This is a genomic window from Kosakonia sp. MUSA4, from assembly GCF_013085925.1.
GTDB classification, from domain to species: domain Bacteria; phylum Pseudomonadota; class Gammaproteobacteria; order Enterobacterales; family Enterobacteriaceae; genus Kosakonia; species Kosakonia sacchari_B.
Genome location: NZ_CP025697.1, coordinates 4856303 through 4869365, shown reverse-complemented (window position 1 = coordinate 4869365; position 13063 = coordinate 4856303). Strand labels below are relative to the sequence as shown.

Here is a 13063-nt window from a genome sequence, read left to right as displayed (position 1 = left end):
TGCGGCCTTTTATCAATACCAGGAGCGTGGCATTTTGCTCGTCTGCTGGCGGAAACCCCTCGTTTTACACAGCTTTTGTGTTCAATTCAGGATATCCTTAGCGTGGCAGCGAAATTTTACGCTCCGCGGTTGGGCGATAAAGCACCAGCGTTTTACCGATGACCTGTACGTTGCAGGCGCCGGTTTCGCGAACGATAGCTTCCACAATCAAGGTCTTAGTTTCTCTGTCTTCAGAGGCGATCTTCACCTTGATAAGTTCATGGTGCTCTAACGCTTGTTCAATCTCGGCCAGTACCCCTTCGGTCAAACCATTATTGCCAAGCATAACTACCGGCTTGAGCGGATGTGCCAGACCTTTCAGGTGCTGTTTTTGTTTAGTACTCAGATTCATCGTATATTTTGCTTACGTTGGGATTGAAAACGGGTCATTCTACCGCCATCTCCTGTGTATCGCCAAATTGCGCGTCGAAATTTATCGATGTCGACGATGAACCCGGATGGAAAGTTAAATGACAGGTAAAAAGCGTTCTGCCAGCTCGAGCCGCTGGCTTCAGGAACACTTTAGCGATAAATATGTTCAACAGGCGCAGAAAAAAGGGTTGCGTTCCCGTGCCTGGTTTAAACTTGATGAAATACAGCAAAGTGACAAACTTTTTAAGCCGGGGATGACAGTTGTTGATCTCGGTGCGGCGCCCGGTGGGTGGTCGCAATATGCGGTCACTCAGATTGGCGGCAATGGCCGCATTATCGCTTGCGATCTTTTACCGATGGATCCAATCGTTGGTGTGGACTTCCTTCAGGGCGATTTTCGTGATGAATTAGTCCTGAAAGCATTACTGGAACGTGTTGGCGACAGTAAAGTCCAGGTTGTCATGTCTGATATGGCGCCGAACATGAGCGGAACGCCAGCGGTGGATATTCCTCGCTCAATGTATCTGGTTGAGTTGGCGCTGGATATGTGCCGCGATGTGTTGGCGCCAGGCGGAAGTTTTTTAGTTAAGGTGTTTCAGGGCGAAGGTTTCGATGAATATCTCACGGAAATTCGTTCCATGTTTACGAAGGTAAAAGTGCGTAAACCGGACTCTTCGCGTGCGCGTTCACGCGAAGTGTATATTGTAGCGACCGGGCGAAAATGATACCCCGTTGATTTCGGCCTTTGGTTTGAAAGAAACTGGATATGTTGTATCCTGACGCTGTTTTTAACACAGTTGTAATATGAGGTTAATCCCTTGAGTGACATGGCGAAAAACCTAATACTCTGGCTGGTCATTGCCGTTGTGCTGATGTCAGTATTCCAGAGCTTTGGGCCCAGCGAGTCTAATGGCCGCAAGGTGGATTATTCTACCTTCCTGCAAGAGGTCAACCAGGACCAGGTTCGCGAAGCGCGTATCAACGGACGTGAGATCAACGTTACCAAGAAAGATAGTAACCGTTACACGACTTACATCCCGGTCAACGATCCGAAACTGCTTGATAACCTGCTGACGAAAAACGTCAAGGTTGTTGGTGAGCCGCCTGAAGAGCCGAGCCTGCTGGCTAACATCTTCATTTCCTGGTTCCCGATGCTGTTGCTGATTGGTGTCTGGATTTTCTTTATGCGCCAGATGCAGGGCGGCGGCGGCAAAGGCGCCATGTCGTTCGGTAAAAGTAAAGCGCGCATGCTTACGGAAGATCAGATCAAAACGACTTTCGCTGATGTTGCTGGCTGTGACGAAGCGAAAGAAGAAGTTGGCGAACTGGTCGAATATCTGCGTGAGCCGAGCCGTTTCCAGAAACTGGGCGGTAAGATCCCCAAAGGCGTACTGATGGTCGGTCCTCCGGGCACCGGTAAAACGCTGCTGGCGAAAGCCATTGCGGGTGAAGCGAAGGTTCCATTCTTCACGATTTCCGGTTCTGACTTCGTGGAAATGTTTGTGGGTGTTGGTGCTTCTCGTGTGCGCGACATGTTCGAGCAGGCCAAGAAAGCGGCACCGTGCATTATCTTCATCGATGAAATCGACGCCGTTGGCCGCCAGCGTGGCGCCGGTCTCGGCGGTGGTCACGATGAACGCGAACAAACGTTGAACCAGATGCTGGTTGAGATGGACGGCTTCGAAGGTAACGAAGGTATTATCGTTATCGCTGCAACGAACCGTCCGGACGTGCTCGACCCTGCGTTACTGCGTCCTGGCCGTTTTGACCGTCAGGTTGTGGTTGGTTTGCCGGATGTTCGCGGTCGTGAACAGATCCTGAAAGTCCATATGCGTCGCGTACCGCTGTCGCCGGATGTCGATGCTGCGATTATCGCGCGCGGTACGCCGGGCTTCTCTGGTGCCGATCTGGCGAACCTGGTCAACGAAGCTGCACTGTTTGCCGCTCGCGGTAACAAACGCGTGGTTTCGATGGTCGAGTTCGAAAAAGCGAAAGACAAAATCATGATGGGTGCGGAACGCCGCTCCATGGTGATGACGGAAGCGCAGAAAGAGTCCACGGCCTACCACGAAGCAGGTCATGCGATTATCGGCCGTCTGGTGCCGGAACACGATCCGGTGCATAAAGTGACGATTATCCCGCGTGGTCGTGCATTGGGTGTGACGTTCTTCCTGCCGGAAGGTGATGCGATTAGCGCCAGCCGTCAGAAACTGGAAAGCCAGATCTCAACGCTGTACGGTGGGCGCCTGGCTGAAGAGATTATCTACGGTGTTGAACATGTTTCTACCGGTGCGTCCAACGATATTAAAGTTGCGACCAACCTGGCGCGTAACATGGTTACCCAGTGGGGTTTCTCTGACAAACTCGGTCCGTTGCTCTACGCCGAAGAAGAGGGTGAGGTTTTCCTTGGCCGCTCTGTAGCGAAAGCGAAACATATGTCTGATGAGACTGCGCGTATTATCGACCAGGAAGTGAAAGCGTTGATCGAACGTAACTACGATCGCGCACGTCAGATCCTGAACGATAACATGGATATTCTGCATGCAATGAAGGATGCTCTGATGAAATATGAGACCATCGATGCACCGCAGATTGATGACCTGATGGCGCGCCGCGACGTACGTCCGCCGGCTGGTTGGGAAGATCCTGGCGCGAACAACTCTGACAACAATGGTACTCCGCGTGCACCGCGTCCGGTTGATGAACCGCGTACGCCGAACCCGGGCAACACCATGTCTGAGCAACTGGGCGACAAATAAGTTATCCGTTGCTGGACCTGTTCTAACTGAAAAACCCTGGGGCATGCTCCGGGGTTTTCTTTATTGTATTAACCGCAACAACGCAGGGACTTTAAGTCATGAAACTCGACGCCCAGGGCACCATACTCGATCTCTCCCACCCGCACGTGATGGGGATCCTCAACGTTACGCCGGACTCATTTTCCGATGGCGGCACGCACAATACGTTAGTTGAGGCAGTCAAACATGCCAATTTGATGATCAACGCCGGGGCGACAATTATTGATGTTGGCGGAGAGTCCACAAGGCCGGGCGCGGCGGAAGTTAGCGTTGAGGAGGAACTGGAGCGTGTGATCCCGGTGGTTGAAGCGATAGCCCAGCGTTTTGAGGTCTGGATCTCTGTTGATACGTCGAAGCCTGAAGTCATTCGCGAATCCGCACGGGCAGGAGCACATATTATTAATGATATCCGCTCGTTAACGGAGCCGGGTGCGATGGACGCTGCCGCCGAGACTGGTTTACCGGTGTGCCTGATGCATATGCAGGGACAACCAAAAACGATGCAAGAAGCGCCGAAGTATGACGATGTGTTTGCTGATGTAGATCGCTTCTTTGTTGAGCATATTGCCCGTTGCGAAAAGGCAGGTATCGCAAAAGAGAAATTGATACTCGACCCGGGATTCGGTTTCGGTAAGAATCTCTCGCACAATTATGCGCTGCTGGCCCGCCTGGCGGAATTTCATCACTTTGGGTTGCCACTGCTGGTTGGGATGTCACGTAAATCCATGGTCGGACAACTGCTTAATGTTGGTCCTTCTGAGCGTTTAAGTGGGAGCCTTGCGTGTGCGGTGATTGCGGCAATGCAGGGCGCGCAGATTATTCGTGTTCACGATGTAAAAGAAACGGTAGAAGCTATGCGCGTGGTTGAAGCCACGCTGTCAGCGAAGGAAAATAAACGCTATGAGTAATCGTAAGTATTTTGGTACCGATGGCATTCGTGGCCGGGTAGGCGACGCACCGATCACCCCGGATTTTGTTCTCAAGCTGGGTTGGGCTGCCGGAAAAGTACTGGCACGCCACGGTTCACGGAAGATTATTATTGGTAAGGACACCCGTATTTCCGGTTATATGCTGGAATCCGCTCTTGAAGCCGGACTGGCGGCAGCGGGGTTGTCCGCTTCCTTCACCGGCCCGATGCCGACACCTGCTGTTGCCTATCTGACCCGCACTTTTCGTGCTGAAGCAGGTATTGTTATTTCCGCATCGCATAACCCGTTTTATGACAACGGCATCAAGTTCTTCTCAATCGATGGCACTAAACTGCCTGATGCGGTTGAAGAGGCGATTGAAGCAGAAATGGAGAAAGAACTGACCTGCGTCGATTCCGCTGAGCTGGGTAAAGCAAGCCGCATAGTTGATGCTGCTGGACGTTATATTGAATTCTGCAAAGCCACATTCCCCAATGAACTGAGCCTGAACGAGCTAAAAATTGTCGTTGATTGTGCTAACGGGGCAACTTACCACATCGCACCGAATGTATTCCGCGAGTTAGGCGCGAAAGTCATTGCCATGGGGTGTGAGCCTGACGGCGTAAATATCAATGAAAAATGCGGTGCCACGGATGTCAGAGCATTGCAGCAACGCGTTCTGGCAGAAAAAGCGGATCTTGGTATTGCTTTTGATGGCGATGGTGATCGCGTCATTATGGTGGACCATGAAGGTAACAAAGTGGATGGCGACCAGATCATGTACATCATTGCGCGTGAAGGTTTGCGTCAGGGGCAATTACGTGGTGGCGCTGTCGGCACGCTGATGAGCAATATGGGTCTGGAACTGGCGCTCAAGCAACTGGGCATTCCTTTTGCTCGTGCCAAAGTAGGCGATCGCTATGTCCTCGAAAAAATGCAGGAAAAAGGCTGGCGCATTGGTGCAGAGAACTCCGGGCATGTGATTCTGCTGGATAAAACGACGACCGGAGATGGTATCGTTGCTAGTTTGCAGGTTGTGGCAGCAATGGTACGCAACCATATGTCGCTGCACGATTTATGTAGCGGTATGAAGATGTTCCCGCAGGTGCTTGTCAACGTGCGCTTTACGGCTGGCAAAGGTGATCCCCTGGAAGATGAGCATGTAAAAACGACGACGGCTGAGGTGGAAGCTACTCTGGGCAACCGTGGGCGCGTGCTGTTGCGTAAGTCGGGGACCGAGCCGCTAATCCGTGTGATGGTGGAAGGCGAAGACGAAGTTCAGGTGACGGCGATGGCAAATCGCATTGCCGACGCGGTGAAAGCCGTATAATGGTGTGATAAGTGCTTAAAAAGGCGGCTATTGCTGCCTTTTAACGGGGCAGAAGTTGTAGTTTTGCTGTTTTTTTCCGCACTTGATAAAATGCACTGAAATTGCCCTTGCGAAGGTCATTCGCTTTGGTTAGTATTCACACCCGCTTCAGTGGGAAAGCAAAAAACGACCCACTTTTATTGGTTGAAGCATTTGCTGCGGCAATACCGCAAGGAACAGGTTGATTATGTACGAAGCTCTTTTAGTTGTTTTCCTTATTGTGGCGCTGGCGCTTGTTGCCATGATTATGCTGCAACAAGGTAAAGGCGCTGATATGGGAGCCTCCTTTGGCGCTGGCGCGTCTGGCACGTTGTTCGGTTCAAGTGGCTCTGGCAACTTCATGACCCGCACGACTGGTATACTGGCAACCCTGTTTTTTATCATCAGCCTTGTGCTGGGTAATGTTAACAGCAATAAAACCAATAAAGGAAGCGAGTGGGAAAATCTGAGCGCACCGGCGAAGAGTGAACAAACTCAGCCTGCAGCGCCGGCGCAGCCGACCAGCGATATCCCACACTAAGTAAGTCGTGCCGAGGTGGTGGAATTGGTAGACACGCTACCTTGAGGTGGTAGTGCCCGATTGGGCTTACGGGTTCAAGTCCCGTCCTCGGTACCAATATTCCAGAAAAAAGACATCGTAAGATGTCTTTTTTTTCGTCTGTAATCCGGAAAGAGAGACAATAAAAAAGACGCCTGATGGCGTCTTTTTTAATCCGTCAGCAATTATTTCTTCTCGCTGTTCTCCAGATTTTCAACCTGCGGCAGACCATTGCCGGAAGTGGTGGAGAGCAAACCGGTTTGCACGTAATTGAAGAGTTTCTCTCGGGTATCAGTGATATCCAGGTTGCGCATAGTCAACTGCCCAATACGGTCATCCGGAGAGAACACAGACTCGCCTTTTTCCATCGTCAGGCGTTCTGCTTTGTAAGTCAGATTGTCGGAAACGGTATTGAGGATCGAGTAATCATTGCCGCGACGCAGCTCCAGCGTTACCTCACCCGTGATCGCACTGGCCACCCAACGTTGTAAAGAGTCACGCAGCATCAGCGCCTGCGGATCGAACCAGCGGCCCTGATATAGCAGACGACCCAACTGACGGCCATGAGCGTGATACTGTTCGATGGTATCTTCGTTGTGAATACCGGTTAACAGACGTTCATATGCGATATGCAGCAGAGCCATCCCCGGTGCTTCGTAAATACCACGGCTTTTCGCTTCGATGATACGGTTTTCAATCTGGTCACTCATGCCCAGCCCATGACGTCCGCCAATGCGGTTCGCTTCGAGCATCAGTTCAACGTCATCGGCAAAGGTTTTACCATTCAACGCTACCGGATGACCACGTTCAAAACGGACAGTCACTTCTTCGGCCTGAATTTTGACGTTCTCGTCCCAGAATTTAACGCCCATGATTGGGTTGACGATTTTAACGCTGGAGTTAAGGAATTCGAGATCCTTCGCTTCATGCGTCGCGCCCAGCATGTTGGAATCGGTTGAGTATGCTTTTTCTGCTGACATTTTGTAATCAAAACCGGAGGCAGTCATGAATTCAGACATTTCCTGACGACCGCCCAGTTCATCGATAAAATCAGTATCAAGCCATGGCTTGTAGATTTTCAGCTCCGCGTTGGTTAGCAACCCGTAGCGATAGAAACGCTCAATGTCATTCCCTTTGTAGGTGCTGCCATCACCCCAAATATTCACGCCATCTTCCTTCATTGCTGCAACCAGCATGGTGCCGGTAACTGCACGGCCGAGCGGGGTGGTGTTGAAATAGGTCAAACCGCCGGTGGTATTGTGGAATGCGCCGCACTGAATGGCTGCGATGCCTTCAGCGACCAGTTGCTTGCGGCAGTCGATCAGGCGGGCATTTTCCGCACCATATTCCTTCGCGCGACGGGGAATCGCGTCATAGTCATCCTCATCCGGTTGACCCAGATTTGCGGTGTATGCATATGGAACCGCGCCTTTCTGGCGCATCCACAGCAGCGCTGCACTGGTGTCCAGGCCGCCGGAGAAAGCGATACCAATACGTTGACCTGTAGGAAGATGCTTGAGAATCGTCGTCATAAAAAAATCCCTGCTTGATAGACAGATGGTGAGAGGCTTAACAGCCACGCCATACTATTTACCACTCATTTTGAAAATCTCAGTGAATGGTTATGCAAAATAAATGAGTTTTCATTTAATCATCTTTTGGTGATGACCGGAAGAGAAGAGTGCAATTTTCATCGGAATTATTGGTATGAGACATCTTTTATACAGGCATAATTTGCCGCAATAAAATGCATAGTCGGGAGTGCGCCGGATGCACATAACATATGGTTGACAGATAGTTATATTTATCAATATAATGTAGGCCGATTTTACGTCCCGTCTTCGGTACCAAATCCCAGCATTATTTGCAAATTCGCGCTCAACCGGGTAGAATTTGCCACGTTTCAGGCGCGGGGTGGAGCAGCCTGGTAGCTCGTCGGGCTCATAACCCGAAGGTCGTCGGTTCAAATCCGGCCCCCGCAACCACTTTCCCTAAGTGTTTTTTTTCAAATATACTATGAAGACTTAACGCCTTCGTAGCTGGATTTGAGAAAATACTCACGGAAGGTTCTCCAGGCCGCAGTTGCGGCTATAGGGTTCAGTTATTTAAAGCCCCGATTTATCGGGGTTTTTTGTTATCTGAGTACGAAATAACTGGGCTATACGCCCTTTTTTTATGTCTTGGGGGTGGACTTGTCCACATTAGAGCAAAAATTAACAGAGATGATTACGGCGCCGGTTGAAGCACTGGGCTATGAACTGGTCGGTATCGAATTTGTGCGTGGTCGCACATCTACGCTGCGCATCTATATTGATAGTGAAGATGGCATCAATGTTGATGATTGCGCTGATGTCAGCCACCAGGTCAGTGCGGTACTGGATGTTGAAGATCCGATTACCGTTGCTTACAACCTGGAAGTTTCCTCACCAGGTCTTGAGCGTCCTTTGTTTACGGCTGAGCACTATGCGCGCTTTAAGGGCGACGAAGTCTCGCTGGTGCTGCGTATGGCGGTGCAAAACCGCCGTAAATGGCAGGGCATCATTAAAGATGTCGATGGCGAGATGATCACCGTTACGGTCGAAGGTAAAGATGAAGTGTTCGCGTTGAGTAATATTCAGAAAGCGAACCTGGTCCCCCACTTTTAACAGTCTGGATTGAGGTGAAAGGCCCCCGATGAACAAAGAAATTTTGGCTGTTGTTGAAGCTGTTTCTAACGAAAAGTCGCTTCCGCGTGAAAAAATCTTTGAAGCGCTGGAAAGTGCTTTAGCTACAGCAACCAAGAAAAAATATGAACAAGAGATCGATGTACGCGTAAGCATCGATCGTAAAAGTGGTGATTTCGATACTTTCCGCCGCTGGATGGTTGTTGAAGAGGTAACGCAACCGACACGTGAAATCACGCTTGAAGCGGCGCGCTACGAAGACGAAAGTCTGAATGTCGGCGATTACGTCGAAGATCAGATTGAATCCGTGACCTTTGACCGTATCACCACGCAAACTGCGAAGCAGGTTATCGTACAGAAAGTGCGTGAAGCTGAGCGTGCGATGGTGGTCGATCAGTTCCGCGAACACGAAGGCGAAATCATCACTGGCGTGGTGAAGAAAGTTAACCGCGATAACATCACTCTTGACCTCGGTAGCAATGCTGAAGCCGTGATCCTGCGTGAAGATATGCTGCCGCGTGAAAACTTCCGTCCGGGCGACCGCATCCGTGGCGTGCTGTATGCAGTGCGTCCTGAAGCGCGCGGTGCTCAACTGTTCGTCACGCGTTCCAAACCGGAAATGCTGATCGAATTGTTCCGCATCGAAGTGCCGGAAATTGGCGAAGAAGTGATTGAGATTAAAGCCGCAGCCCGCGATCCGGGTTCACGCGCCAAAATCGCTGTGAAGACCAACGATAAGCGTATCGATCCGGTCGGCGCTTGCGTTGGTATGCGTGGCGCGCGCGTTCAGGCGGTTTCAACCGAGCTGGGCGGTGAGCGTATCGATATCGTGCTGTGGGACGACAACCCGGCTCAGTTCGTGATCAACGCGATGGCGCCGGCCGATGTCGCTTCTATCGTTGTGGATGAAGACAAGCACACCATGGATATCGCCGTTGAGGCGGGTAACCTGGCGCAAGCTATCGGCCGTAATGGTCAGAACGTGCGTCTTGCGTCTCAGTTGAGCGGCTGGGAACTCAACGTTATGACCGTTGAAGATCTGCAGTCCAAGCATCAGGCTGAAGCGCATGCAGCAATTGATACCTTCACCCGTTACCTGGATATTGACGAAGATTTCGCTACCGTCCTGGTCGAAGAAGGTTTCTCTACGCTGGAAGAACTGGCCTATGTGCCAATTAAAGAGCTGCTGGAAATCGACGGTCTGGATGAAGACACCGTTGAAGCCCTGCGCGATCGTGCGAAAAATGCCCTGACCACTCTGGCTTTGGCGCAGGAAGAGAGTCTCGGCAATAAAGAGCCGGCTGAAGACCTGCTGAATCTGGAAGGTCTGGATCGTGCATTGGCTTTCAAACTGGCTGCTCGTGGTGTTTGTACGCTTGAAGACCTCGCCGAGCAAGGCGTGGATGACCTGAGTGATATCGAAGGGTTAACCGACGAGAAAGCAGGTGAGCTCATCATGGCCGCACGTAATATTTGCTGGTTTGGTGACGAAGCGTAATAAACTGTAGCAGGAAGGAACAGCATGACAGATGTAACCGTAAAAACGCTGGCCGCTGAGATTCAGACCTCCGTGGACCGCCTGGTACAGCAATTTGCTGATGCAGGGATCCGCAAGTCCGCTGAAGACTCAGTGACGGCACAAGAAAAGCAGACGCTTCTGGCGCACCTGAACCGTGAACATGGTTCGTCGCCTGATAAGCTGACGCTGCAGCGCAAAACGCGCAGCACATTAAGTATCCAGGGCACCGGTGGTAAAAGTAAATCGGTGCAGATCGAAGTCCGTAAAAAACGCACCTTTGTAAAACGCGATCCACAAGAGGCTGAACGTCTCGCTGCGGAAGAAGAGGCGATGCGTGAAGCGGAAGAGAAGGCCCGTCGTGAAGCAGAGGAAGCCGCTGAGCGCGAAGCCGAGGAAAAAGCGAAGCGTGAGGCCGAAAGTCGCCTGAAACGTGAAGCTGAAGAAAAAGCTAAACGCGAACATGCTGAAAATGCAAAACGCGAGGCTGCGGAAAATAGCAAAGTGAGCAACCAACAATCTGACGAAATGACCAGGGCAGCCCAGACGGAGAAAGCCCGTCGCGAAGCTGAAGCGCAAGAACTCAAGCGCAAAGCGGAAGAAGAGGCTCGCCGCAAACTGGAAGAAAATGCGCGCCGCGTAGCGGAAGAAGCTCGTCGTATGGCGGAACAAAATGAAAATGGCTGGGTAGCCAGCAGCGATGAAGAAGAGACTACCGGCGATTATCACGTAACCACTTCGCAGCATGCACGCCAGGCGGAAGATGACAACGACCGTGAAGTTGAAGGTGGTCGAGGTCGTACCCGCACTGCTAAAGCGCCGCGTCCGAAGAAAGGTAACAAACACGCTGAAAGCAAAGCTGACCGTGAAGAAGCGCGTGCAGCGGTTCGTGGTGGTAAAGGTGGCCGTCAGCGTAAAGGTTCCGCTCTGCAGCAGGGCTTCCAGAAGCCAGCGCAGGCAGTTAACCGTGACGTGGTAATCGGTGAAACCCTCACCGTTGGCGAACTGGCGAACAAGATGGCCGTTAAAGGCTCTCAGGTCATCAAAGCCATGATGAAACTGGGTGCGATGGCAACCATCAACCAGGTTATCGACCAGGAAACCGCGCAGCTTGTTGCGGAAGAAATGGGCCACAAAGTTATCCTGCGTCGTGAAAACGAGCTGGAAGAAGCGGTAATGAGCGACCGTGATACTGGTGCAGCGGCTGAACCGCGCGCGCCGGTTGTGACCATCATGGGTCACGTTGACCACGGTAAAACCTCTCTGCTGGACTACATTCGTTCGACGAAAGTGGCCTCCGGTGAAGCGGGCGGCATTACTCAGCACATTGGTGCATACCACGTTGAAACCGACAACGGCATGATCACCTTCCTGGATACCCCAGGCCACGCCGCGTTTACCGCAATGCGTGCCCGTGGTGCTCAGGCAACGGATATCGTTGTTCTGGTTGTTGCTGCCGACGACGGCGTAATGCCGCAAACCATCGAAGCTATCCAGCATGCGAAAGCAGCGCAGGTGCCGGTGGTGGTTGCAGTGAACAAGATTGATAAACCTGAAGCCGATCCGGATCGCGTTAAAAACGAGCTGGCTCAGTACGGTATCATTCCGGAAGAGTGGGGCGGCGAAAGCCAGTTCGTACACGTTTCCGCGAAAGCCGGTACAGGTATCGACGACCTGCTGGATGCAATCCTGCTGCAGGCCGAAGTCCTGGAACTGAAAGCTATTCGTAACGGTATGGCGAGCGGTGTAGTTATCGAATCCTTCCTGGATAAAGGTCGTGGTCCGATTGCTTCCGTGCTGGTTCGCGAAGGTACGCTGCATAAAGGCGATATCGTTCTGTGCGGCTTCGAATACGGTCGTGTGCGTGCGATGCGTGACGAGCTGGGCCGTGAAGTCACTGAAGCGGGTCCGTCTATTCCGGTGGAAATCCTCGGTCTTTCGGGCGTTCCTGCTGCGGGCGATGAAGCAACCGTTGTGCGTGACGAGAAGAAAGCGCGTGAAGTTGCGCTGTATCGTCAGGGCAAATTCCGTGAAGTTAAACTGGCGCGTCAGCAGAAATCCAAACTGGAAAACATGTTTGCCAACATGACTGAAGGCGAAGTTCATGAAGTGAACATCGTACTGAAGGCTGACGTTCAGGGCTCTGTAGAAGCGATCTCCGATTCTCTGCTGAAACTCTCTACTGAAGAAGTGAAAGTGAAGATCGTGGGTTCCGGCGTAGGTGGTATCACCGAAACCGACGCGACTCTGGCAGCTGCGTCCAACGCTATTCTGGTTGGCTTTAACGTTCGTGCTGATGCCTCTGCGCGTCGTGTGATCGAAGCTGAAGGTCTGGATCTGCGTTACTACTCGGTCATCTATAACCTGATCGACGAAGTGAAAGCAGCGATGAGCGGTATGCTTTCTCCGGAACTGAAACAGCAGATCATCGGTCTGGCGGAAGTTCGTGATGTGTTCAAATCACCGAAATTCGGCGCGATCGCAGGCTGTATGGTTACTGAAGGCGTGGTTAAACGTCACAACCCGATCCGCGTCCTGCGCGACAACGTGGTTATCTATGAAGGCGAGCTGGAATCCCTGCGTCGTTTCAAAGATGACGTGAACGAAGTCCGTAACGGCATGGAATGTGGTATTGGCGTGAAGAACTACAACGATGTGCGCACTGGCGATATGATCGAAGTGTTCGAAATTATCGAAATTCAGCGCACAATCGAGTAATCCACATCGCCTTTCGGGCTGCTGCGTTGGTGGCATGTGTACCCCTGGTTACAGAGTTATCTGTGCTCCTGGGGGCACGAATTTGCCGCCCTTCTGCAATCCGTAATTCATCGTGGATACAAATATTGTAGGCCGGGTAAGC

At 51.7% G+C, this 13063-nt stretch carries 10 protein-coding genes and 2 tRNA genes; 10 read left to right on the top strand and 2 right to left on the bottom strand.

What is annotated here, in order from left to right:
- Positions 1-97: 97 nt before the first annotated feature.
- On the bottom strand, positions 98-391 hold the full coding sequence (gene yhbY, locus C0557_RS23115) for a ribosome assembly RNA-binding protein YhbY (RefSeq protein ID WP_007369919.1): 294 nt from the start codon (positions 389-391) through the stop codon (positions 98-100).
- Between the two features lie 118 nt (positions 392-509).
- Between yhbY and rlmE the strand changes: the two genes are divergently transcribed.
- From rlmE to C0557_RS23085, 6 genes are all read left to right on the top strand, one after another.
- Complete coding sequence (gene rlmE / locus C0557_RS23110; protein ID WP_007369920.1) at positions 510-1136, top strand: 23S rRNA (uridine(2552)-2'-O)-methyltransferase RlmE; 627 nt, start codon at positions 510-512, stop codon at positions 1134-1136.
- A gap of 102 nt (positions 1137-1238) precedes the next feature.
- On the top strand, positions 1239-3170 hold the full coding sequence (gene ftsH / locus C0557_RS23105; protein WP_074778561.1) for an ATP-dependent zinc metalloprotease FtsH: 1932 nt from the start codon (positions 1239-1241) through the stop codon (positions 3168-3170).
- A gap of 98 nt (positions 3171-3268) precedes the next feature.
- Entirely contained in the window at positions 3269-4117 is an 849-nt protein-coding gene (folP, locus tag C0557_RS23100; RefSeq protein ID WP_208661504.1) for a dihydropteroate synthase, read from the top strand.
- Complete coding sequence (glmM, locus tag C0557_RS23095; protein WP_208661502.1) at positions 4110-5447, top strand: phosphoglucosamine mutase; 1338 nt, start codon at positions 4110-4112, stop codon at positions 5445-5447. The genes folP and glmM overlap by 8 nt, the downstream gene beginning before the upstream one ends.
- A gap of 226 nt (positions 5448-5673) precedes the next feature.
- A complete protein-coding gene (secG, locus tag C0557_RS23090; RefSeq protein ID WP_007369924.1) occupies positions 5674-6006 on the top strand; it encodes a preprotein translocase subunit SecG in 333 nt (110 codons plus the stop codon).
- Between the two features lie 9 nt (positions 6007-6015).
- Positions 6016-6102, top strand: a tRNA-Leu gene (locus tag C0557_RS23085).
- A gap of 107 nt (positions 6103-6209) precedes the next feature.
- Here the strand turns inward: C0557_RS23085 and argG are convergent.
- Positions 6210-7556 (bottom strand): argininosuccinate synthase, encoded by a 1347-nt coding sequence (gene argG, locus C0557_RS23080; RefSeq protein ID WP_043956399.1) that lies wholly within the window; start codon positions 7554-7556, stop codon positions 6210-6212.
- A 376-nt stretch (positions 7557-7932) separates the two neighbouring features.
- Between argG and C0557_RS23075 the strand changes: the two genes are divergently transcribed.
- From C0557_RS23075 to infB, 4 genes are all read left to right on the top strand, one after another.
- A tRNA-Met gene (locus C0557_RS23075) sits at positions 7933-8009 on the top strand.
- Between the two features lie 207 nt (positions 8010-8216).
- The gene (gene rimP / locus C0557_RS23070) at positions 8217-8669 is read left to right on the top strand and encodes a ribosome maturation factor RimP (protein ID WP_017457352.1); all 453 of its coding nucleotides are present in this window, start codon (positions 8217-8219) and stop codon (positions 8667-8669) included.
- 28 nt (positions 8670-8697) lie between these two features.
- Complete coding sequence (gene nusA / locus C0557_RS23065; protein WP_043956400.1) at positions 8698-10185, top strand: transcription termination factor NusA; 1488 nt, start codon at positions 8698-8700, stop codon at positions 10183-10185.
- Positions 10186-10209: 24 nt separating this feature from the next.
- Positions 10210-12921: a translation initiation factor IF-2 gene (gene infB, locus C0557_RS23060; protein ID WP_208661499.1), complete on the top strand. Its 2712-nt coding sequence runs from the start codon at positions 10210-10212 to the stop codon at positions 12919-12921.
- Positions 12922-13063: the final 142 nt, after the last annotated feature.

Excerpts from the sequence above, each read along its gene's own strand:
- yhbY (WP_007369919.1), bottom strand. The coding sequence starts at position 391 with ATGAATCTGAGTACTAAACAAAAACAGCACCTGAAAGGTCTGGCACAT.
- rlmE (WP_007369920.1), top strand. The coding sequence starts at position 510 with ATGACAGGTAAAAAGCGTTCTGCCAGCTCGAGCCGCTGGCTTCAGGAA.
- ftsH (WP_074778561.1), top strand. The coding sequence starts at position 1,239 with ATGGCGAAAAACCTAATACTCTGGCTGGTCATTGCCGTTGTGCTGATG.
- folP (WP_208661504.1), top strand. The coding sequence starts at position 3,269 with ATGAAACTCGACGCCCAGGGCACCATACTCGATCTCTCCCACCCGCAC.
- glmM (WP_208661502.1), top strand. The coding sequence starts at position 4,110 with ATGAGTAATCGTAAGTATTTTGGTACCGATGGCATTCGTGGCCGGGTA.
- secG (WP_007369924.1), top strand. The coding sequence starts at position 5,674 with ATGTACGAAGCTCTTTTAGTTGTTTTCCTTATTGTGGCGCTGGCGCTT.
- argG (WP_043956399.1), bottom strand. The coding sequence starts at position 7,556 with ATGACGACGATTCTCAAGCATCTTCCTACAGGTCAACGTATTGGTATC.
- nusA (WP_043956400.1), top strand. The coding sequence starts at position 8,698 with ATGAACAAAGAAATTTTGGCTGTTGTTGAAGCTGTTTCTAACGAAAAG.
- infB (WP_208661499.1), top strand. The coding sequence starts at position 10,210 with ATGACAGATGTAACCGTAAAAACGCTGGCCGCTGAGATTCAGACCTCC.